General features: G+C 69.3%; 15 protein-coding genes, 1 tRNA gene and 1 pseudogene. 7 read left to right on the forward strand and 10 right to left on the reverse strand.

Features of this window, described 5'->3' with window-relative positions; translation table 11 throughout:
* The 3 genes from ASF25_RS19205 to ASF25_RS19215 all read right to left on the reverse strand — a co-directional run bounded on the left by ASF25_RS19205 (position 1) and on the right by ASF25_RS19215 (position 5,394).
* Complete coding sequence (locus ASF25_RS19205; protein WP_056306481.1) at positions 1–1,179, reverse strand: PQQ-dependent sugar dehydrogenase; 1,179 nt, start codon at positions 1,177–1,179, stop codon at positions 1–3.
* Between the two features lie 137 nt (positions 1,180–1,316).
* Positions 1,317–3,422 carry a TonB-dependent siderophore receptor gene (locus ASF25_RS19210; RefSeq protein WP_244473101.1) on the reverse strand — a complete coding sequence of 702 codons (2,106 nt, stop codon included), beginning with the start codon at positions 3,420–3,422 and terminating at the stop codon, positions 1,317–1,319.
* Between the two features lie 619 nt (positions 3,423–4,041).
* Positions 4,042–5,394, reverse strand: a complete 1,353-nt coding sequence (locus ASF25_RS19215) for a dicarboxylate/amino acid:cation symporter (RefSeq protein WP_056165733.1) — start codon at positions 5,392–5,394, stop codon at positions 4,042–4,044.
* 320 nt (positions 5,395–5,714) lie between these two features.
* Between ASF25_RS19215 and ASF25_RS19220 the strand changes: the two genes are divergently transcribed.
* Both ASF25_RS19220 and ASF25_RS19225 read left to right on the forward strand, forming a co-directional pair.
* Entirely contained in the window at positions 5,715–7,649 is a 1,935-nt protein-coding gene (locus ASF25_RS19220; protein WP_056165730.1) for an ATP-binding protein, read from the forward strand.
* On the forward strand, positions 7,646–9,004 hold the full coding sequence (locus ASF25_RS19225; RefSeq protein ID WP_056306483.1) for a sigma-54 dependent transcriptional regulator: 1,359 nt from the start codon (positions 7,646–7,648) through the stop codon (positions 9,002–9,004). The genes ASF25_RS19220 and ASF25_RS19225 overlap by 4 nt, the downstream gene beginning before the upstream one ends.
* Before the next feature lie 1,372 nt (positions 9,005–10,376).
* Here ASF25_RS19225 and ASF25_RS19235 read toward each other — a convergent pair.
* The 4 genes from ASF25_RS19235 to ASF25_RS19250 form a co-directional block, all read right to left on the reverse strand.
* Positions 10,377–10,452, reverse strand: a tRNA-Phe gene (locus ASF25_RS19235).
* A gap of 120 nt (positions 10,453–10,572) precedes the next feature.
* Positions 10,573–11,367, reverse strand: coding sequence for an ABC transporter ATP-binding protein (locus ASF25_RS19240; protein ID WP_056306485.1), 795 nt, complete (start codon positions 11,365–11,367; stop codon positions 10,573–10,575).
* 17 nt (positions 11,368–11,384) lie between these two features.
* On the reverse strand, positions 11,385–12,188 hold the full coding sequence (locus ASF25_RS19245; protein WP_056165722.1) for an ABC transporter permease: 804 nt from the start codon (positions 12,186–12,188) through the stop codon (positions 11,385–11,387).
* A gap of 7 nt (positions 12,189–12,195) precedes the next feature.
* Entirely contained in the window at positions 12,196–13,185 is a 990-nt protein-coding gene (locus ASF25_RS19250; RefSeq protein ID WP_200918680.1) for an ABC transporter substrate-binding protein, read from the reverse strand.
* 113 nt (positions 13,186–13,298) lie between these two features.
* Here ASF25_RS19250 and ASF25_RS19255 point away from each other — a divergent pair, with 113 nt between their 5' ends.
* Entirely contained in the window at positions 13,299–14,237 is a 939-nt protein-coding gene (locus ASF25_RS19255) for a 3-hydroxyacyl-CoA dehydrogenase NAD-binding domain-containing protein (RefSeq protein ID WP_056306570.1), read from the forward strand.
* Positions 14,238–14,348: 111 nt separating this feature from the next.
* Here the strand turns inward: ASF25_RS19255 and ASF25_RS19260 are convergent, their stop codons facing one another.
* A complete protein-coding gene (locus ASF25_RS19260) occupies positions 14,349–15,599 on the reverse strand; it encodes an outer membrane beta-barrel protein (RefSeq protein WP_056165719.1) in 1,251 nt (416 codons plus the stop codon).
* A 610-nt stretch (positions 15,600–16,209) separates the two neighbouring features.
* Between ASF25_RS19260 and ASF25_RS19265 the strand changes: the two genes are divergently transcribed.
* Together ASF25_RS19265 and ASF25_RS19270 are read left to right on the forward strand one after the other, a co-directional pair.
* Complete coding sequence (locus tag ASF25_RS19265) at positions 16,210–17,139, forward strand: AEC family transporter (RefSeq protein ID WP_056306486.1); 930 nt, start codon at positions 16,210–16,212, stop codon at positions 17,137–17,139.
* A gap of 89 nt (positions 17,140–17,228) precedes the next feature.
* The gene (locus ASF25_RS19270) at positions 17,229–18,437 is read left to right on the forward strand and encodes an acyl-CoA dehydrogenase (RefSeq protein WP_056306487.1); all 1,209 of its coding nucleotides are present in this window, start codon (positions 17,229–17,231) and stop codon (positions 18,435–18,437) included.
* A 229-nt stretch (positions 18,438–18,666) separates the two neighbouring features.
* On the opposite strand, the pseudogene ASF25_RS19275 reads toward ASF25_RS19270, so the two are convergent.
* Together ASF25_RS19275 and ASF25_RS19280 are read right to left on the reverse strand one after the other, a co-directional pair.
* A pseudogene (locus ASF25_RS19275) lies at positions 18,667–19,353 on the reverse strand (hypothetical protein); the annotation flags it as partial.
* 71 nt (positions 19,354–19,424) lie between these two features.
* A complete protein-coding gene (locus ASF25_RS19280; RefSeq protein WP_056264827.1) occupies positions 19,425–19,691 on the reverse strand; it encodes a hypothetical protein in 267 nt (88 codons plus the stop codon).
* Between the two features lie 185 nt (positions 19,692–19,876).
* On the opposite strand from ASF25_RS19280, the gene ASF25_RS19285 reads away from it, so the two are divergent.
* Together ASF25_RS19285 and aspA are read left to right on the forward strand one after the other, a co-directional pair.
* A complete protein-coding gene (locus ASF25_RS19285) occupies positions 19,877–20,773 on the forward strand; it encodes a LysR family transcriptional regulator (RefSeq protein WP_056265206.1) in 897 nt (298 codons plus the stop codon).
* Between the two features lie 268 nt (positions 20,774–21,041).
* The gene (gene aspA, locus ASF25_RS19290; RefSeq protein ID WP_056306488.1) at positions 21,042–22,457 is read left to right on the forward strand and encodes an aspartate ammonia-lyase; all 1,416 of its coding nucleotides are present in this window, start codon (positions 21,042–21,044) and stop codon (positions 22,455–22,457) included.
* Positions 22,458–22,664: the final 207 nt, after the last annotated feature.

The following is a 22,664-nucleotide window of genomic DNA, read 5'->3' on the forward strand; positions in this document are numbered from 1 at the left end:
TCAACCGGGGTGGCTGATCCGGTAGATCACGCCGTTCTGGTCGTCGCCGAGGTAGAGGCTGCCGTCCCCGGCCACCGCGAGGCCGAAGGGCCGGGCGAAGCGCTGCCAGCCGCTCGGGCCGCCCTCGGTCAGGAAGCCGGACACGAAGGGCTCGATGGATTTCGGCGCGCCGTTCTCGAAGCGCACGCGCAGGACCTCGTACCCGCTCGGCGGCTTGCGGTTCCACGAGCCGTGCATGGTGACGAAGCCGTCGCCCTTGTAGTCGGCGGGAAACTGCGCGCCGTCGTAGAACACGAACTGCATGGACGAGGCATGCGCCGTCCAGGTGAGGACCGGGCGGGCGCTGTCCCTGTCCCATTGCTCCAGGGAGCTTTTCGGGACCTCGCGGTAGAGGTTCTTGATCCCGTCGCCGAAGATGTAGGGCCAGCCGTACTTCTTGCCCGGCTCGATCCTGTTGAACTCCTCCGGCGTGGCGTCGTCGCCGAGCCAGTCGACGCCGTCGTCCCAGCCGTAGAGCGTGCCGGTGCGGGGCTGCCAATCGAACCCGATGGTGTTGCGCAGGCCCGAGGCGACGGTCTCCCGGCCGGTGCCGTCGGGCCGCATCCGCACCAGGGTGGCGTTCTCGGGGTTGCGCTCCTCGCACTCGTTGCAGGTGGAGCCGAGGCTGGCATAGAGCCACCCGTCCGGCCCGAAGCGGATGGTGCGGTTGGGGTGCTGGCCGGCGTCCGGCAGGTCCGAGACCAGCGCTGTCTCGGGGCCGAGGCTGCCGTCGGGCTTCAGGGGGGCGGAGAAGATCTGCTTCACCGTCACGAAGAAGAGCCGCCCGTCATGGATCGCGAGGCCGTGCACGTCGGCCTTATCCAGGACCACACGGCGCTTGGTGCCGTCGGCGGGGTCGATGCGGGTGACCGTGCCGGCGTCCCGGTCGCTGACGTAGAGGGCGCCGTCCGGCGCCACCACGATGACGCGCGGGGCGCCGAGGCCCGTGGCGAAGGCCTCGATGCGGAACCCCGGGGGCAACTTGAGGGCCGCGATGCGCTCGGGCGTCGCCGCCAGGGGCGCGGCTTTCACCACATGCGCCGTGACGGTGGCGGTGCCGGGGTTCTGGAGGGCCTGGGCGAAGGCCGGCACCGGAGCCGTGAGGGCGAGACAGAGGACGAGGCGGCGTGCCGGGTGCATGCGGGTGGGGTCCGTTGAGCCGGGAGGGGACGCATCGGGAACGCCCCCCTGGAATCGCCGGTTCCGCCGCGCGGCCCGTCCGACCCGTCCGTGCGGCGTTTCGAATCCGCACCGGACCCGAAACGCCGGAGCCGATCTCACCAGGCGACGCGGGCGGTGACGAGGGCCTGGAACGGCTCACCCACCGCCACCAGCAAGGGGCTGGCCCCGGAGGAGGCGTAGTAGGTTTCGTCGAAGAGGTTCTTCAGGTTGAGCTGCAGGGTGGTCGGCAGGCCGTTCACCTGGGTCCGGTAGGCCAGGAAGGCATCGCTGACCACGTAGTTCGGCAGGCTGAAGGTGTTGGCGGCGTCGCCCGGCCGTGCGCCGACGTAGCGGGTACCGACACCGACTTCGAGGAAACCCGGGCCGAGGCAGGTCGAGCCGAACTCCGTCGCCTCGGCCACGGCACCGAGCTGATGGGTGAGGAACAGCGAGGCCGTGACCCGCGGGGTGTTCTGCAATTCCCTGCCGACGAGGACCGGGTCCTCGGTGACCACGGCCTGGGTGAAGCCGTAGCTGCCGATCACGGCCCAGTCCGGGAGGATCTGACCCGCGAAATCGAGCTCGAAGCCGCGCGAGCGGACCCGGCCGGCGGTGGAGGCGAAGCGCGTGCCATCGATGACCTGGGTGATCAGCACGTTGCTCTTCTTGGCGTCGAACATCGCACCCGTGACCGTGAGCCCCTCGGCGATATCCGCCTTGACGCCGACCTCGTAGGCTTCGCCCTCCTCCGGCAGCAGCGCACCGGTGACGTCGAGGTCGGTGACGTTCGGACGGAAGGATCGCGTGTAGCTGCCGTAGACCGAAAGATTGGGCGCGAGTTTGTAGACGAGGCCGGCGCGCGGCACCGGCTTCACACCGTCGATCGCCGTCGAGATGACGGCCGGGCGCCCCGCGAAGGCCAGCTGATCGTAGATCTGGACGCCGACCCCGCCCACCAGGATCAGCCGGTCGGTGAGGTGGAGCGAATCCTGCACGTACAGGCTGGTGTTGCTGAGCCGATCGCGGTTGTTGCTGGCCGCGAGCGAGATCCGGTCCGAGGGGCCGAGCAGACCGTAGACCGGGTTGAACGGGTTGAAGCCGCTCACGTTCGGCCCGCGCACGGTGGTGCGCCGGTAGTAGTCGATCCGCTCGTGCATCACGCCGGCCAGGAGGTCGTTGCGCAACCCGAAGGTATCGAACCGTCCCGTCAGGTCGAGGCGCGCGATGTTCGCGTTGAAATCGCCCCCGCGCGTCGCATCCGCCCGCCGCGTGAGGATGCCGGTATCCGAATTGTAGGAAACCGGGCGGATCTGGTTGTCGTCGTAGCCGAGATGGGAGTGACTGTAGCCGAAATGCAGCTTCCAGTCGTCGTTGAACCGGTGGTCGACATCGATGGAAGCAAGATGGCTCGTGGCGTCGACCCGGCTCACGCGCTCGTCGAAACGGCGGTCGCGCGGCACCCGCAGGGGGCGCCCGGTGCGTGGATCGAAGGTGGTGCCCCGGTCGAACGGGATGGTGTAGTGCGCGAACTCGTAGCCCGCCGTCACGGTGGTGTCGTCGCCACGCCAAGTGACCGACGGGGCCACCACCTGCCGCTGGATCCGGCCGAAGTTGCGCCAGTATTCATAGTCCTGGAAGTCCCCCACGACCCTGTAGGCGAGGTTGGTGCCCGCGATCGGCCCGGTGAGATCGGTCTGGACGAGACCGCCGCCGAAGCTCGTGCCGGTCAGGTCGAGGGAGCCCCGTTGAGTAAATTCCGGCCGCTTGGAGACGAGGTTGATGAGGCCGCCGGGCTCCGAGATGCCATAGAGCAGCGAGGCCGGCCCCTTGAGGACTTCGACGCGCTCGATGGCGTGGCTGAAGTTCTGCTGCAGAACCGTGCGGCGCCCGTCACGCAGGATGGAACTGTCGCGGGAGAACCCGAAGCCGCGCCGGACCACCGCTTCCTGCGTCCCCCCGAGGCTATTGGTCTGCACCACGTTGCTGACGTTCCGGAGCGCCTCGTCGAGGGACAGCACCCGCTGGTCGCGCAGGACGGCGTTCGGCACGACGGCGACATTGCTGGGCGTATCCAGGAACGAGGTGTCGGAGCCCGCGCCGAAGGTGGAGCGTTTCGTCTGGTAGCCGATCCCGTTCGGGCTTTGCCCGGCCACGTGGATCTCCTCGAGGGCGGTATCGCCGAGATCCGCCCGGCTCGGTTTGCCGGATAGTCCCTGTGCCAAGGCAGAATTGAAGCAAAAGAGACTTATGCTTCCAGACAACATGCCCGCCAAGCATCGTCGGGAACCAATATTCCGTTTGCCTCCGATGAGATTTAATACAAGTACGTCTATCAATGGAACTATCCTTCGGCTATATCCGATGATATCCCAATATCTGACAATAAAACAAATATATTTCGAATATTGAAGTAGTTCTAAAATGTAGAACGATAGGATAGCACGAGGCGATACGGCCCTGTGCTGGCGCTGCCTCGGATCCCATCCCGTGCGCGGGGATCGGGCGGAGAAGCCGAAGCCGGACGGACGCCGCGTGCGTCGGCGCGAAGGTTTCCCGGGCGGCCGTAATGTCCCGCCGCCCAGGCGTCGAGACCGGCGGCGACCTCGCGACGGCGCGAACGGAGGATCGGCCCCGCACGGCGACAGGCTTTGGCCGTAACGGGCGACCACGCCCGGGCCGAGGGCCGGCTTCGCCACACCGGCGCGGCCATGCTTGCGTGGCCATGCCGGGTGGCGAAGACGCGGGCGCGCGGCGTTCGGAGCGTTCGGGCCTGGGACGCCCATGAAAAAACCCTCCGGCGCGGAGCGCCGGAGGGTCGAGGCCCGGATGTGGGCGTCGGGATCAGACGGCGGGCTGAAGGCCCGCGGCCGCCGGGAGTTCGGAGTCGAGGGGCATCGGGTTGCCGCCGAGCGCCGCCGCGAGCTTGACCTCGTCGACTTCACCTTCCCAGCGGGCGACGACGATGCAGGCCACCGCGTTGCCGATGAAGTTGGTGAGCGCACGGCACTCGGACATGAAGCGGTCCACGCCGAGGATCAGCGCCATGCCGACCACGGGAACCGAGGGCACCACCGCGAGGGTCGCCGCCAGGGTGATGAAGCCCGAGCCGGTGACGCCGGCGGCCCCCTTGGAGGAGAGCATCGCCACGAGGAGCAGCAGGCCCTGCTCGCCGTAGGTCAGCGGCGTGTCCGTGGCCTGCGCGATGAAGAGCGCCGCCATGGTCATGTAGATGTTGGTGCCGTCGAGGTTGAACGAGTAGCCGGTGGGGACCACGAGGCCGACGACGGGCTTCGAGCAGCCGGCGCGCTCCATCTTCACCAGCAGCGAGGGCAGGGCCGACTCGGACGACGAGGTGCCGAGCACGAGCAGCAGTTCTTCCTTGATGTAGCGGATGAGCTTGATGATCGAGAAGCCGTTGTAGCGGGCGACGAGGCCGAGGACGCCGAGCACGAAGATGGCGGACGTCAAGTAGAAGGCGCCGACGAGGTAGGCGAGGTTGGCGAGCGAGGCGATGCCGTACTTGCCGATGGTGAAGGCCATGGCACCGAAGGCGCCGATGGGAGCGACCTTCATGATGATGTTGACGACGCCGAAGATGGCTTCCGACAGCACCTTGATGATGTCGAGCACCGGCTTGCCGCGGTCGCCCAGGAAGGCGAGGCCGAAGCCGAACAGCACCGAGAAGAACAGCACCTGAAGGATCTCGCCGCCCGCGAACGCACCCACCGCCGTGGACGGGATGATGTTCATGAGGAAGTCGGTGATCGTCTGCGTCTTCGCCTTGTCGGCGTACATCGCGATCGCCTTGGGATCGAGCGACTTCGGATCGATGTGCATGCCCGCGCCCGGCTGGACGAGGTTCGCGACGATCAGGCCGACGATCAGGGCGAGGGTCGAGAAGGTGATGAAGTAGATGAGCGCCTTGCCGCCGACGCGGCCGACCTTCTCGAGGTTGGTCATGCCGGCGATGCCGGAGACCACGGTGAGGAAGATCACCGGCGCGATGATCATCTTGACGAGCTTGATGAAGGCGTCGCCGAGCGGCTTCATGTCCGCACCGACCTGCGGGTAGAAGTGACCGAGCGTGATGCCGATGGCCACGGCGACCAGGACCTGGAAATACAGGGTCCGGTAGATCGGCTTGGGCTTGGGTGGGTCGTGCGGAGCGTTGAGCGGCAGCGGTACGGTGGCCATGAGGGCGTTCTCCCGGTTGGTGTTGTCGATCCTGCCGGTTGGGACCGGGGCTTCCCCCGTTCCGTCCGATCTTGATGTTGGCCGGCGGGCTTCCCCTCCGGCACCCAGCCCTGCAAGGGATGCAGACCTGCGCTTCCCTCAGTGAATGGCAACCGGCGTGCCAGCGGCGGAACCGATGGAACTTTTCGTTAACACCTTGATCGAAAGCTTATTTTTCCGATGCATCGTCCGCCCTCTTCGAGGCCCGATCCGAGAACCCGCACGCGGCTGGTGAAACCGGTGCGGGATTCCGCACGCCCCTGCGTGCCGCCCCGCACGTCATGAGGACGGCCCGCCCCGATTTCGCCGGCCCCGATGCGGCGCGGCGCGGCAGCCTCGTTCTGGCGGCGAGCCTCGCCATGATGCTACTGGCGGCCTGGATCGCCGGACGGGCGGCGGAGCGCTGGGCGCTGTCCGATCTGCACCGCACGGCCCACACCGCCCTCGCTCTCCAGGTCGCGGCCCTGCGCGCCGAGATGCAGAAGCAAGCCTCCCTGCCCCTCGCCCTCGCATCCGACCCGGAGATGGCGGCGGTCGCGGGCGAATCCCCGCCACGGGACCTGGTCGAGCGGGTGAACCGGCGCCTCGCCCAGGTTGCGGCCGCCACGGGTGCCGCGGTGATCTACGTGATCCGCCCCGACGGCATCACCGTGGCGGCGAGCAACGCCGAGGCCGAGCGCAGCTTCATCGGCCGGGACTACGCCTTCCGGCCCTATTTCCGGCAGGCCGTGGCCACGGGCGCCGGCTCGCAGTTCGCCCTCGGCACCGTCAGCGGCCGGGCGGGGCTCTACCTCTCGCGCAGGATCGCCGGGGCCGGCGGCGTCGTGGTGGTCAAGATCGAGTTCGACGAGATCGAGGCCGCGTGGCGGGCGGGCGGCGACGGGGTGTTCGTCGCCGATGCCCGGGGCATCGTCCTCGTCGCGAGCGATCCCACCTGGCACTTCTCCACCCTGCGGCGCATCGACGAGGCCGAGCGCCGCCGCATCCGCGAGGCCCTGGAATTTGGGGCGGCTCCCTTGGGCGAGATGCCGCTGCATCCCGTCCCGGGCGCCCACGACCTCGTGCGGGTGGGCCAGGGGGCGGCGCCCGCGCGCGCGGCGCTCGCACTCGATGCGGCGATCCCCGGAACGGACTGGCGCCTGCACACCCTTACGCCCACGGGCGGCGCCCTGGAGCGGGAGCGGGCACAGGCCTGGATCATCGCCGCCCTCATCACCGGTCTCGCCTGCCTCGGGCTCACCACCCTGGCGGGCCGGCGGCGACGCGAGCGCTGGCGCCTCGCCGAAGCGGCGGCCCGGCGCGAGGAACTCGAAGGCTGCGTGCGCGAGCGGACCCAGGAACTCACGGACGCCAACCGGATGCTGCGCCTCGAGATCGAGGAGCGCCGGCGCGCCGAGGCCGAGCGCGAGCGGGTGGAGGCCGAACGCGAACGCGCCGAAGCCGAGCGCGAGCGCCTCGGCCGCGAACTCGCGCAGGCCGGCCGGCTCGCGGCGCTCGGCCAGTTCGCCGCCAGCATGGCCCACGAGATCAACCAGCCGCTCGCCGCCATCCGCTCCTACGCCGACAACGCCGCGATCCTGATGCAGCGCGGCCGCACCACGGAGGCCTCCGAAAACACCATCGCCATCGGCCGCCTCACGGACCGCATCGGCGGCCTCACCCGCCAGCTCAAGGGCTTCGCCCGGCGCGCCTCGCCCAAGCGCGAGCCCGTCGCCCTCGACGCCATCCTGCGCAACGGCCTCGAACTGGTGGAGGGCCGCGCCCAGGCCGCCGGCGTGCCCCTGGTGGTCGACGCCCCGTCCGCCGGGCTCCACGTGCTCGGCGACGGACCGCGCCTCGAACAGGTTCTGGTCAATCTGCTGCAGAACGCCCTCGACGCCGTCGCCGGACGCCCCGATCCGAAGGTGACCCTGCGGGTGACGCAAGAGGGCGACCGCGTCGGAATCGCGGTGCACGACACCGGTCCGGGCCTGCCCGAGGCCTTGCGCGCGCAGGTGTTCGATGCCTTCTTCACCACGAAATCCGATGGCCTCGGCCTCGGCCTCGCCATCGCCCGCGGCATCGTCGAGGATTGCGGGGGCAGCCTGACGGCGGGCGACGATCCGGCGGGCGGCGCCGTCTTCCGCATGGACCTCGCCCTGGCGAATCTGGACCTCGCCCGGGCGAATGGGAGGGCGGAGCCGAAGGCGGCTGGACACCGGGGGGCGGGACGTTGAGCGAACCAGCGCAGGAGCGGCCGTCGCCCGAGCGGGTGGTCTTCATCGACGACGAGGCGGATGTCTGCCGGGCCAACCGCCAGAGCCTCGAACTCGACGGGTTCATCGTCGAGACCTTCGGGGCCGCCGGGCCGGCGCTCGCCGCGATCATGGCCGACCCGCCGGGCCTCGTGGTGACCGACGTGCGCCTGCCGGACCTCGACGGCGTCGCCCTGTTCGCGCGCCTGCGCGGCCTCGATCCGGATCTCCCCGTCATCCTCATCACCGGCCACGGCGACATCCGCATGGCGGTCGGCGCCATGCGCGACGGCGCCTACGACTTTCTCGCCAAGCCCTATCCGGCCGAGGCCCTCATGGCGTCGGCGCGCCGCGCCCTGGAGCGGCGCCGCCTGGTGCTGGAGAACCGGGCCCTGCGCGCCCGCCTCGACGCGGCGGTGGAAGAGGACCCGGCGTTTCTCGGGATCTCGCCCGAGATGGTGCGCCTGCGCAGCCTCGTGCGCGAGGTGGCGAACGCCGATGTCGACGTGCTCGTGTTCGGCGAGACGGGCTCGGGCAAGGAGGTGGTGGCGAGCGCCCTGCACCGCTGGAGCCGGCGGGCGCGGCGCAACTTCGTCGCCATGAATTGCGGGGCGCTGCCCGACAGCGTGGTGGAGAGCGAGCTGTTCGGCCACGAAGCCGGGGCGTTCACCGGCGCCCTCAAGCGCCGGGTCGGGCGCATCGAGCACGCACAAGGGGGCACCCTGTTCCTCGACGAGATCGAGAGCATGCCGCTGAACCTGCAGGTGAAGCTCCTGCGGGTCCTGCAGGAGCGGTCGGTGGAGCCGCTCGGCACCAACGAAGTCCGGGCCATCGACATGCGGGTGGTGGCGGCCACCAAGGTCGACCTCGGCCAGGCGGCGGCGCAGGGCACGTTCCGCGACGACCTCTACCACCGCCTCAACGTCATCACGATCCCGATCCCCCCCTTACGCGACCGGCGCGAGGACGTGATGCTGCTGTTCCAGGAATTCCTGCGGCGGGCGGCGGCGCGCTTCGGCCGCGAGGTGCCGCCGATCACTCCGGACGTGCGCGACCACCTGCGCCGCCACGACTGGCCCGGCAACGTGCGCGAACTCGGCCACTTCGCCGAGCGGCACGCGCTGGGCCTCGGTCGGGCCGAGACCGCGCCCCCCGAGGCCGCCGCCGCCGGGACCCTGGCCGAGCAGGTCGACCGGTTCGAACGGGGCCTCATCCGCGAGGAGCTGTTCATGGCCGGCGGCGACGTGCGCCTGGCCGCCGAATCCCTCGGGACCCCGCGCAAGACCCTCTACGACAAGATCGCCCGCCACGGCCTCGCGCCCACCGATTACCGCTAGGCAGGGCTTCGCTGCTTGCCCGACGGATGGGACACACGCTCGCTCTTGTCGAGCGCGATCATGCTGCCCCCGAACCGGGCCGCGGCCTGAGGGCAGGATGCAACCCTCGGCCACAGCGGCCGCGGCACGTTCCCCCCCGGTCCACGGATAACCGCGACGGCACCGGCTCATTCCTTGCCCGTCAACGCTCACACCCAAACCCGTCGCAATGCGCTCGAAAACCGCTCTGATCCGGCCCGTCCGGTGCACACGATGCCGACGCCGCTCCCGGCTGCTCCCTGACATCCAAGTGTCCAGGGAGTGCTAGTGCCATTTTCGTGTTGGTCGCGGGCTCGTCCAGGAACACGAGCCTGACAGGGCTGGGGGCATCCGGCGCTCCTCCGCGGAAAGTCCCATTTCGAATCACATCTGCGGCGCCCTCGAAGCCCAGATCGATTCAAGCCGATCGGACACCGCTCCAGCACGACCCGGGCACTATGCCCACGTCGTGCTCGCGGCCATCCTCTCGCGGAGGGCCCAAAGCCGTTCACCGGCGAGCAAAGGGCGTTCTTCGGTTCTGTGTGCGGCGGGCGGGACAGCTTGCCGTCCGAGGAGGTGAAGAGGCTTCACGTGGCGGATGCTCCGGGCGGCGGCTTCCTCGCCCCGCCCGAGCGGGGCACTGAAAGGCTCCGCTCCTCGGTGCGGATGAACCCTGTCCCTGCGGCCGCACGCGTCGGCTCGATGTCCGCCGGTGGCCTCTACAGCTTCAAGCGAACCGGCACGGCGCGGTGGGTCGGGGAAGTCGAGCAGCGCTCACCCACGCAGCCACGGTTCGGCCGGGTAGAGGGCGTGGCGCACGACGCCGCGGCCCTTGTCGATGTGGGGCCAGAGGAAGGACACCGGCGGGTCCGAGTTCCTTCAGGCCGGCGGCTTGGTGGCTCAGGAACGCGCCCTGTTCTGGGTCCCATGGCGGCCGGACCCGACCACGGCACACCGCCTCCGTCACGAAGCGCTGGTCTGGACCGTCGAGGCGTTCCGAGAGCTGTCCGGGCGCCGTCGCCATCTCGAAATTCAGGCATCGACGACGCAGGCCAGTGCGCAATGAGCGGGCTGAGACTGGTGCCGCAATCGGTCGCCCCAACTGCACCGCGTGGCCGCTCGGAAGCGGCCGGAGCCGAGTGGGATCGCCTTGCGGGGGTCAAAGTTGCACGTCGAAACACAGCTCAGCGCGCTGTATGGATGGACGCTCGGAAGTCGGGAAAGCGCGGCCGATACAGGGACCGCTAACACCGCGAGACTGGCGCGTTTCGCACCCGTTTGCCCCTCACCTCTCAGCCCGATGCGGGCATAGAGGAAAAAGGCTGTAAAGTCTTAGGAACTCTGGAAAAACGAATGGTGCCCAGGGACGGAGTCGAACCGCCGACACTGCGATTTTCAGTCGCATGCTCTACCAACTGAGCTACCTGGGCAGCGGGCGGTTCGCTTTCGCGGCACCGCCTGTGGAGCGGGGGTATAGAGAGGGTTCGGCGGCCTGTCCAGCGGGTTTCGGGAGAGTTTTTTCGTCGGCTCCGGGGCGGGCGCCGGGGGCCTCAGTCGACGGTCGTGCAGTGGCGTTCGGCCTGGGTGAAGCGGGTCTGCTCCTCCATCACCAGGGTGGCGAGTTCGCGCTTGAGGGCGTTGAACTCGGGCGCCGCCGTGTCGCGGGGGCGGGGCAGGGGCACGGCGATGTCGCGCTTCAGGCGGCCGGGGCGGTAGGTCATCACCAGGATGCGGTCGGCGAGGTAGAGCGCCTCCTCGATGGAGTGGGTGACGAACACGATGGTCTTCTCGAACTCGGCCCAGATGCGCAGGAGTTCGTCCTGCAGGGTGCGCCGGGTCAGGGCGTCGAGGGCCCCGAACGGCTCGTCCATGAGCATCACCGGGGGATCGAGGGCGAGGATGCGCGCGATGGCGACGCGCTGGCGCATGCCGCCCGACAGGTCCTTCGGGTAGCGCTTGCGGAAGTCCGAGAGGCCGAGGGTCGCGACGATGCGGTCCACCGTCACGGTGGCGTCGGCCTTCGGCACGCCCTTGATGTCGAGGCCGAAACGGACGTTGTCCTCCACGTTCATCCACGGGAACAGGGCGTATTCCTGGAACACCATCCCCCGGTCGGGCCCCGGCTCGGTCACCGGGCGGCCGCCGAGGGTGATGCGGCCCCCGCTCAGGGGGGCGAAGCCCGCGATGGCGTTGAGCAGGGTGGACTTGCCGCAGCCCGAGGGGCCGAGCAGGCACAGGAACTGGCCCTCCGGCACCGTGGCGCTGATGTCCTCGAGGGCGGTCACCGCCCCGGGCCCGCTGCCGAACACCTTGCTGGCGTGGGCGACGACGATTTCTGCCTGCATGCTGGGGGTCCGGGGGTTCAGCGCTCGAGGCCGCGATGCCAGCGCAGCAGGTGGTCGTTGAGGCGCGACATCGCCCCGTCGATGATGAGGCCCAGGATGCCGATGGTGAGCATGCCGCCGATGATCTTGTCGGACCACATGTACTCGCGCGCTTCCAGGATGCGGTAGCCGAGGCCGTCCGAGACGGCGATCATCTCGGCGACGATCACCACGATGAAGGCGGTGCCGATGCCGATGCGCATGCCGGCGAGCACGAACGGGCTCGCCGCCGGCAGGATCACCCGGCGGAACATCGTCCACGGCTTCGCCCCGAGGTTGCGGGCCGCGCGGATGTAGATGGAATCCACCTGCCGCACCCCCGCGATGGTGTTGACCAGCACGGGAAAGAACGTGCCGAGCGCGATGAGGAACAGGGCCGGCGGGTTGCCGAGGCCGAACCACACGATGGCCAGCGGAATGTACGCGATGGGCGGGATCGGCCGCAGGATCTCGAGCAAGGGGTTGAACAGGGAGAACAGCCGGTCGCTGGTGCCCAGCAGCAGGCCGACGGGCACGGCGAGGCCGGCGCCGATGCAGAAGCCCGTGAGCACCCGGGCGAGGCTCGCCACCGCGTCGTGGGGCATCTCGCCGGAGAACAGCCAGGAGAGGTAGCTCTCCTGCGCCGGATCGTGCGGCAGGGCCGGGACCATCCCGGATACCCACTTAACCGCCACCGAACTCGGCGGCGGCAGCACCACGGCGGAGAACACGCCGAGACGGCTCAGGATCTCCCACAGGACCAGGAGGGCGATGGGAACGATGGCGCCGCGCAGCCGGTGCATGGCGACCTCAGCGGGCCACGAGTTCGGCTTTGGCCTTCTCGAGCAGGTCGGTCTTCACCCACTCGGCGTCGGATTTGGGCGGATTGACCATCTTGCCGAGGCCGTACTTCATCATGGTGTCGGTGGTGATCTGCATGTGCCCGGCCGGCACGTCGTAGGTGTACTTCGCGTTGGCCATGCCATCGCGAAAATCCTGGGCCGTGAGCTGGCCCTTGAACACCGTCTCGCGGACGTACTTCTCGGCCAAGGCCGGATCGTCGATGAAGGCCTTGGTGGCGGCCACGAACAGCTTGAGGACGCGGCCGGCGACCTCGGGGCGCTCGTTGTACATCTTCTCGGTCATCACCAGGGGGCGCACGGGCCGGCCGATGGGGGTGTCGTAGGGTTTCACCACCTCCGTCGCGTAGCCGGCGCTGATGGCTTGCGTCGATTGCGGCTCGCTCTGGCAGATCACGTCGACGTATTTCTGCGCCAGCGCTTGGTTCAGGTCGGCGTAGTTGTTGAAGTAGATCAGCTGCACGTCCTTGCCCGGGCGCTCGCCCCAGGTCATCCCGTGCTTGTCGAGTTCGGCGAGCAGCATGAGATCCTGGGTGCCGCCCCGGACGGAGGCGACCTTGAGGCCCTTCACGTCCTTCAGGGTCTTCACCGCGTCGAGGTCCGGTCGCTTGAGGATGCGCACGCCGCCGTCCGCGAAGCCCGCCACCACGTAGAGCTTCACCCCGTTGCCGCGGGCCGCCACCGCCCCGTCTGCGCCGGAGGCCGAGATGTCGATCTGGTCCACCGCCATGGCGGGGTAGATGTCGGCGCCCTTGGCGAAGACGCGCTCGTCGATCTTCAGGCCGAATTTCGGGGCGAGCTCCTTCATGTAGGAGACGGCGCCGTAATGGGCGAACTTCAGATTGCCGAGGCGCACCACGTCGTCGGCCCGCGCCGCGGTGGCGGAGACGGCCGCCAGGATCAGCAGGGCGGCGCGCGCCGCCGCATTGCGCATGAACATCGGTTTCCTCCACGTCGCGGGTCGTTCTCGCCCGCGTCCGGTCCTTCAACGAACCGTGATGGATTGAATAAGGCGTGCCCAAAGCCGAAAGTAAAGCCGCGGAGGGCGACGAATTGACAGAGGTCTATACGGATGAAAACGGCCCCGTCGCCGTGATCGGTTGCGGCACCCTCGGGGCGAGCTGGGCGGCCCTGTTCCTCGCCCACGGCCTCGACGTGGCGGCCTACGATCCGGCCCCGGATTTCATGGATCGCCTCGGGCCGGCGGTGGCGCGGGCGCGGGCCCAGCTCGCCGAACTCGGGCTGACCGGTGCCGGCCGCCTCGTGCCGCACGACCGGTTGGCCGACGCGGTGGCGGATGCGCGGTTCGTTCAGGAGAACGCCCCCGAGGAGTTGGCGGTGAAGCGCGCCGTGCTCGCCGAGATCGACGCGCATGCGGCCCCGGGCATCCTCATCGCGTCGAGCACCTCGGCGATGCTGCGCAGCGCCATCGCGGCCGAGTGCGCGACCCCGGAGCGCGTGCTCGTCGCCCACCCGTTCCATCCGCCCCACCTCGTGCCCCTGGTGGAGATCGTGGCGGGGGACGACGCCGTGGCGGCCCGGGCGGCGGCGTTCTATGCGCGGCTCGGGCGCCGTCCGGTGATCCTGCGGCGCGAGATGCCGGGCCACATCGCCAACCGCCTCGCCTCGGCGCTCTACCGGGAGGCGGTGCACCTCGTGGCCGAAGGGGTGGCCAGCGTCGCCGACATCGACGCCGCCCTGTGCAACGGGCCGGGCCTGCGCTGGGCCACCATGGGGCCGCACATGACCTACCATCTCGGCGGGGGCGCGGGCGGTATCCGGCACTACCTCGACCATCTCGGGGCCAGCCAGGAGCGGCGTTGGGCGAGCCTCGGAACGCCCAGCCTCGACGCGGCCGTGAAGGCGCGCATCGTCGCGGGGGTCGAGGCCGAGGCCGCCGGGCGGACCCTTCCGGAGCTGGAGGCCCGCCGCGACCGGGCGCTTCTGGAGATCCTGAAGGCGCGGACCGAAGTGGCGGGTCACGACGGATGAGGCGGCTTGGCCGGTCGGTTTGGCCGGGCCGTTCGCCAACGAAAAAAGCCCCCTCCGGAGAGGGGGCTCGATGACATGTCGCGCGGAGGCAGCGATCGGAAAGTGCGGCGATCAGAAGGTGATGCCGGTCTCGATCATGTAGCGCTCCTGCGAGGTCTTCAGGCCGGTGCGGCCGAAGCCGAGGCCGGGCGTGATGTCGTAGAGCTGCACCGTCGAGAACTCGCCGCGCAGGAAGTAGCGGTCGAAGGTGAAGGTCGGGGTCACGGTGAAGGAGAGCGCCGAGCTGCCCGGTCCGTAGAGGACGGAGGTGGTCTGGCCGAGGCCGAAGGGGCTCGCGCTGTTGCCGCTCTGGCTGATATACTCGAAACGGCCGGCGAGGGCGAAGTTGTCGGTGAAGGCGTAGCTGGCGAGGATCGCGCCGCCGATGGTCTCGGCACCGCCGAGGCCGAGGACGGCGTTCCTCTCGACGTTGGTATACTGGACGTACGGCGTCACGATGACGGGGCCGTCGGCGTAGGTGTAGTTGGCGCTGACGATCGAGCTGTTCTGCACCGAGAGCGGCGTGGCGAACTGGAAGCGCGGGTTCTGCAGGGCCGAGTTGAAGTTGTTGAAGTGCGTCCCGCCGTTGATGCCGATCGTGTTGGCGGCGTCGATTTTGTAGACGATGGCGCCCGTGACCCAGTTGATCTCACCCGAATAGAAGCCGTCCGTGGCGGCGAAGGAGGCCGACCACGGGCCGTCGCTGTAGTTCACCTGAACGCCCTGGTTGATCACGTTCTCCTGGTTGAACAGCAGACCGCGGGAGATGTTCAGGTTCTGGAAGGTGAAGGGCAGCTCCGAACCGATGAGGGTCGGCATGCGACCGCCCTGGATCGACCAATTGTCGTTGAAGACGTACTTGCCGAACACGATCGGGATCGGAGAGTAGAGGAGGTTGGTCTGGTCGAAGGCGCTGAGGATCGGCAGGCCGAGGCCCGGGATCGTGTAGGCGCCGAACGCGGCGTAGAACTGGAACGGGCCGTCGGCCTTCTGGATGGTGCCCATCAGGTTCGAGAAATCGACGCGGCCGGCGCGATCGCTGGCGATCTGGGGCACGGCCGAGAAGGCGAACTGGTTGGTCTGGGTGTAGGCGTAGCCCGTCACCGCGCCGCCGAAGTAGATGTCGCCGAGGCCGCCGATGGTGAGGCAGGCCGGGTTGGGGTTCTGCTTGATGATGCCGCCGTAGGACGGGAACGTGATCTCGGCCTTGCACGACGCCGGGACGACGGGCACCGGGGCCTTCACCGACAGATCGGCCGCCTGAAGGTAGGTCGACGACAGGAGGAGGGTCGTCAGTCCGAGGAGCGCGCTGCGGCGGGCCATATCAAGTCTCTTCTTGTTGGGTTGTTCCGTTGATTGGAGGTTCTCAAAGAATGCCGGCCAAGCCAAAGTCATCCTTTATGCAGTTGCACATTTTTTAGACAAAACCCTTGCCCAGGAGGGACTTGCGACGTTCGTGTGGCATTAAGGAAACATCCACAAGGCAGACCCGGACAGACGCTAAGATTTCGTAAACCATATGCCGCGCACGGCACGCACACCTCGTTTCCAGCCTGATTCCTGTCGTCGCGCACCGGAACAGTCTTGCCAGGCACCTTGCCAGGCATTTGATCGCGCCCTGGTTCCCGGAGCACAGACCGGCAGCCGTGTTCCGTCCTGCGAGCGACCGGCCGACGACGGCTTCGACCGGATCCGTGCTTGCCTCCCGCCTCATTTTTACGCCGCATCGACGCCGCGGCTTTACCGAAGGACGAGCAGGGTCCTGGGAAAACGCCCGCGGAGCGTCCCGGCGCCGAAACCGGTCGCCGGGTGGCTGCGCTCAATCGGAACCCGATGCGCCCCGGCGATCCATCCGGGCGACGCCCCGTGTTAAGGATGCGGGACACCGAAACCGCTCCCGCCCGTCCCGCTCCCGCATGCCCACCGAGCTCTCATGAACGCCGTCAGCATCATCGCCCCGGTCTTCGGGATCATCGTGATCGGCTGGGGCGCGGCACTCGCCGGCCTCCTGTCCGAGCGGGTCAGCGACGGCCTCTCGGAATACGTGTTCGCCATCGCGGTGCCGGCCCTCATCATCGGCACCCTCACCCGGCCGGGGCTCACAGGCGAGGTGACGTGGTCGTACTGGATCGCGTATTTCGGCGGGGCGGCGGTGTCGTGGCTCGCCGGCTCCCTCATCGCCACCCGGCGCAAGGGCATCGGCCGCCAGGGCGCGGTGCTGCACGGGTTCGCCGCGAGCCAGTCGAACACCATCTTCGTCGGCGTGCCGACCATCCTGCAGGCCTATGGCGAGGAAGGCGCGTTCCCGCTGTTCCTGCTGCTGGCCGTGCATCTCCCCCTGATGATGGGCTGCGCCACCTTCCTCATCGAGGCCGAGGGTGACCGCACCCTGGTCCAGCGCCTGCGCGGCCTCGGCTTGGTGCTCGTCAAGAACCCGATCTTCGTGTCCCTCGGCATCGGCATGGCCCTGCGCCTCGGCGGCGTGGTGCCGACCGGCATCGCCCGCTCGCTCATCGACGGGTTCGGCTCCACCGCCTCCACCTGCGCCCTCGTGGCGCTGGGCGCCGGCCTGACCCGCTACAAGGTGCTGTTCGACCTGCCCGGCGCCCTCGTCATCGCGGTCCTCAAGCTCGTGGTGCATCCCCTCGCGGTGTGGCTGCTCGCCACCAAGCTGTTCTCCATGCCGCCGGCCTATGCGGGCGTCGCCACCCTGTTCGCCGCCATGCCGGTGGGCATCAACGCCTACCTGCTCGCCGTGCGCTACAAGGCCGAGACCGGCCTGGTCGCGGCCTCCGTCCTCGTCTCGACCCTCCTCGCCCCCCTCACGACCGTGCTCTGGCTGACGCTCCTCGGGCGGGCCTGACCGGCTGGACGGGACCGACCCTCCGGGTCCATGCTCGCCCCCAAACGACGGCCGGCACGACCGGCCGCAACAGGTTCGAGGAAGCTTCCATGAACGCGCCCATCGCCACTCCCCTGCGCGCCGCCGGATTCGTCTGGGACGATCCCTTCCTCCTCGACGACCAGCTGACCGACGACGAGCGCGCCATCCGCGACACGGCCGAGACCTTCGCGCAGGAGCGTCTGCTGCCCGGCATCGTCGCGGCCTACGCCGAGGAGCGGACCGACCCCGACCTGTTCCGGGCCATGGGCAGCGTCGGCCTCCTCGGCCTGACCCTGCCGGAGGAGTACGGCTGCGCCGCCGCGTCCTACGTCGCCTACGGCCTCGTGGCCCGGGCCGTGGAGCGGGTCGATTCCGGCTACCGCTCGATGATGAGCGTGCAATCCTCCCTGGTGATGTACCCGATCCACGCCTACGGCTCCGAGGCGCAGCGCCAAAAGTACCTGCCGAAGCTCGCGTCCGGCGAATGGATCGGCTGCTTCGGCCTCACCGAGCCCGATGCGGGCTCCGACCCCGCCGGCATGACGACGCGGGCGGAGGCCATCGACGGCGGCTACCGGATCACCGGCGCCAAGATGTGGATTTCCAACGCGCCCTTCGCCGACGTGTTCGTGGTCTGGGCGAAATCCGACCGGCACGACGGCGCCATCCGGGGCTTCGTGCTGGAGCGGGGCATGGCCGGCCTCTCGACCCAGACGCTCCACGGCAAGCTGTCCCTGCGCGCCTCGACCACGGGCGAGATCGTCATGGCGGGGGTCGAAGTGCCCGAGGAGGCGCTGCTCCCCGACGTCTCAGGCCTGAAGGGGCCGTTCGGCTGCCTCAACCGGGCGCGCTACGGCATCTCCTGGGGGGTGATGGGCGCAGCCGAAGATTGCTGGCACCGGGCGCGGGGCTACACCCTGGAACGTAAGCAGTTCGGCCGGCCGCTCGCCCAGACCCAGCTCGTCCAGAAGAAGCTCGCCGACATGCAGACGGAGATCGCGCTCGGGCTCCAGGCGTCCTTGCGCGTCGGCCGCCTCATGGACGAGGGTCGGATGGCGCCGGAGATGATCTCCCTTATCAAGCGCAACAATTGCGGCAAGGCCCTCGACATCGCCCGCACCGCCCGGGACATGCACGGCGGCAACGGCATCATGGGCGAATACCACGTCATGCGCCACGCCCAGAACCTCGAGACGGTCAACACCTACGAGGGCACCCACGACGTCCACGCCCTGATCCTCGGCCGGGCGCAGACGGGGCTGCAGGCGTTCTTCTGAGAGGAGGCGTTCTTCTGAGAAGACGCACCTATCGCTTGGAAGCCGGCTTCGGTGCCCGCCCCCGGCGGACCAGAATGGGGCCATCGGATCGATCGGCCCGCTCCATCATGGCGTCGGTCAGCTCGGGAAGTTCGTCGTATTCCTCCGGTTGGATCACGTGGGGATCGACCCTGGCGAAATCGGACTCGCCGAACGCGGAGGCGGGGAAGGCGGACGGGACAGCCTCGGCCCGGCGGCGGGCGGCGCGCTCGCCGGCCTCGGCGCTACATTTGGCGACGTGGACCACGCGGTTCACCACCTGGAGGTTGGGGGCGCCCCAGTAGCCGAGGAGTTCGGGCCAGGGCGCGGTGCGGTGCTCGCGCCAGACCCGGTAGAGCGGCACCCGGTGATCGACCTCGGCGGTCTTGAACAGGCGCTTGCCGGATTCGGTGCAGCGGTGGCGCTGGTGGCGTTTCAGCACCGTCACCTGCTCGGCGGGCGCGCACCACAGCTTCCACGCGGTGACGCAGGCCGAATGCCAGGCCGCGTTCTTGTTCGGCGTGCCGGTTCCCCACAGATCCTTGTGCCAGCCGAAGCGGAACACCGGCTGGCCGCACAGGCAGCAATGGCCGGGGCCCCGCGTGTGGGCGGGCTCACGGTAGGGCGAGGGCGGCAGGCGGAAGCTCGCGGCGAGGCCCGGCTCGGTGCCGAGGCGCCAGGTCCAGCCCTCGGGCGCGCCGGAGCGGGCGGCGAGCGCCCGGGCGAGGCGGTCGGCCCGCAGCATGTGGGCGCGCCAGTAGCTCTCGACGGCCAGACGCGGCGTCGGCGGCAGGAGCGGCCGCGACAGGGCGTGCTGCAGCACCGGGACGGGGAAGATCGCGGGTAAAGCCCGGTCGAGGCGTGCCCGGGACCGCGCGTTGCGGGTGTCGCGCCAGATCGAGCCTGAACCTGTCGCGCTGGAACCTGTCGCGCTGGAACCTGTCGCGCTGGAACCTGCCGACCCGTCGTTCACGGATGGGCGGCCGGCGCCGGAGCCGCGCCCGTCTGAACCACAGGGGTCTGGACCACGGAGGCTTGCGTCGCCGGAGCCTGGGCCCCGGGCGCCACCGCCGGGCGGCCCGCGACGGCGTCGGACAGGAGGTGAAGGCGCCGGGCCAGATCCGTCACCTCGTTGAGGGCGATGGATTTCTCGCCGTTCTTGACCGCCCGGGTGATGTCGCTGAGCTGGAGCTTGGCGATCCGCGTCAGTTCGGCGGCGAGCTGGTCTCTCGTCATCGTCGGGTCTCGGCCTTCAAGGGAGGGGGGTCCGATCGGGGTTAAGCCGGAACGGTTACCGAGACGTTCACCTTCCGTCCACCCGTTGGGCCAGGCGGGACCCGTGATTGCCCCGGACGCGTCGGCGATGCGAGACTGTCACCGTCCCAACGGCGGCGGCCGGGCGGCGGGGCGGAAAGCGCATCATGGAACTGAAGTGGGTCGAGGATTTCCTCAGCCTGTCCGAGACGCGCAGCTTCTCCCGCTCGGCGGAACTGCGCTGCGTCACCCAATCGGCGTTCAGCCGGCGTATCCGCTCCCTGGAGGTCTGGCTCGGCACGGTGCTGCTGGACCGCAGCACCTACCCCATCACCCTGACGGCGGATGGCCGCCAGTTCGTCGAGACCGCCGAGGAGGTGGTGCGCCTGCTCTCCCAGAGCCGCGCCGATTTCCAGGCCCGGGGCGAGCGCTCGCACCTGCCTGTCGTCACCATCGCGGCTCTGCATTCCCTGTGCCTGTCGGTGCTGCCGCGCTGGCTCACGGGCATCCAGGGGGTGCTCGGGCCCATGGCGAGCCGGGTGCTGCCCGACAATTTCAACATCTGCGTCCAGGCCCTGGTGGAGGGCGGCTACGATCTGCTCCTCACCTACCACCACCCGAGCGTGCCGATCCCCGTCGATCCCGAGCGCCATCCCTGCCGGGTCATCGGGCGCGACAGCCTCGTCGCCGTCGCCGCGCCGGGCCTCGAACCCGATGCCGAGGGGCGCCTGCCCCTGCTGCAATACTCGCGCGGCTCGTTCCTCGGGCGCCTCGCCGCCATCGCCCAGGCCAAGGGCGGGGCGCCGGCGACCTACCCGGCCCACACCAACGAGAATTCCATGGCGGAGGCCCTCAAATCCATGGCGCTCGGCCGCCACGGCGTGGCGTGGCTGCCCCGCAGCCTCGTGGCGAGCGAGATCGGCCACGGGGCCCTGGCCGCGATCAGCCCCGAGATGTTGATGGAGATCCGCCTCTATCGCAGTGCCGGGCGGGCGCGGCCGTTCCTCGACCAGGTCTGGGCCGCCGCCGCCCTGGATGAGCCAAACTATGCACTTGCCGAATAGTTCGGCGCGAACTTAGCATTGGCCTGCGCTGGGGGACGGGACTATTCCCATCTCCATCGGCGAACGCCGCCCGCCCCGCCTCCGGGGCGACGGGCGCCCGATCGAACCGGACTTCCACGAAGCCCCCATTCCCACGAAGCCATCGGCGCGCCGCCCCTGCGGCTCCGCCGCCGCGTCCGCATACCCGCCGCGCCCCCACGCGCCGGATCGCGGCCGCACATCCCAGATCCTTGCCAGCCCCTCGCCGGCCCTTTGCCAGGAGAACACCGTGACCAGCCCATCGACCCGCAGCGAGCATGACCTTCTCGGCGACCGCACGGTGCCGGAGGCGGCCTATTACGGCATCCACACCCTGCGGGCCGTCGAGAACTTCCCCATCAGCGGCCAGACCCTGGCGACCTGCCCCGATCTCATCGTGGCTCTGGCCGCCATCAAGCAGGCGGCGGCGCTGGCCAACCGCGAACTCGGCCTCCTGGACGAGGCCCGAATGAACGCCATCGTGGCGGCCTGCGAGGAGATCCGCGCCGGCGCCCTGCACGACCAGTTCGTGGTCGACCTGATCCAGGGCGGGGCCGGCACTTCCACCAACATGAACGCCAACGAGGTCATCGCCAACCGGGCCCTGGAGCTGCTGGGCCACCCGCGCGGCGCCTACGCCCACCTGCACCCCAACGAACACGTCAACATGGGGCAGAGCACCAACGACGTGTACCCCACCGCCCTGAAGATCGCGGCGGCCGGGGGCATCCGCCGCCTCGTCGCCGCCATGGCGGACCTGCGCGGCAGCTTCTCGGCCAAGTCCGCGGAGTTCTCGGATGTCCTCAAGATGGGCCGCACCCAGCTGCAGGACGCGGTGCCGATGACGCTGGGCCAGGAGTTCGGCACCTACGCGCTGATGCTGCGCGAGGACGAGGCGCGGCTGGCCGAGGCCGCCCTCCTCATCCGCGAGATCAACATGGGCGCCACCGCCATCGGCACCGGCATCACCGCCCATCCGCGCTACGCGGCCCTCGTCTGCGCGCGCCTGTCCGAGATCACCGGCATCGCCCTCGTCACGGCGGAGGACCTCGTCGAGGCGACCCAGGATTGCGGCGCCTTCGTGCAGCTCTCCGGCGTGCTGAAGCGGGTCGCCGTGAAGCTCTCCAAGACCTGCAACGACCTGCGCCTGCTCTCCAGCGGCCCGCGCGCGGGCTTCGGCGAGATCAACCTGCCGGCGCGCCAGGCCGGCTCGTCGATCATGCCCGGCAAGGTCAACCCGGTGATCCCCGAAGTGGTCAACCAAGTCGCCTTCGAGGTCATCGGCAACGACGTCACCATCTCGTTCGCGGCCGAGGCCGGACAGCTCCAGCTCAACGCCTTCGAGCCGATCATCGCCTACAGCCTGTTTCGCAGCCTCACCCACCTGGAGGCCGCCTGCCGGACCCTCGACGTGAACTGCATCCGGGGCGTCACCGCCAACCGCGAGCGCCTGCGCGCCTCGGTGGAGCAATCCATCGGCATCGTGACGGCGCTCAACCCCTATATCGGCTACCGCAACGCCACCGCCGTCGCCCTGGAGGCCCACGCCACCGGGCGCGGCGTCTACGAACTCGTGCTCGAGAAGGGGCTGATGGCGCGCGAGCACCTCGACGCCGTGCTCCAGCCCGACCGGCTGACCCGGCCGCAGGACATCACTGCGTTCTGAGGGGGCCGATCCGGCTCGACGCCGGAGAAGGCATCCAGAGATCCGGGTCACGCCATGACCTGCACACCATGACCCGCACACCATGACACATACGCGCGCCCGGCCGCGAAGGCCGGGCCGCACACGTATCCAAGGGGGAGGACATCATGAAGAAGAGCAGCACAGCCAGCGGCGACACGGCGGCCTGATCGGGCCGGCTCACCCTCT

It is taken from the genome of Methylobacterium sp. Leaf100, from assembly GCF_001422845.1.
GTDB lineage: Bacteria > Pseudomonadota > Alphaproteobacteria > Rhizobiales > Beijerinckiaceae > Methylobacterium.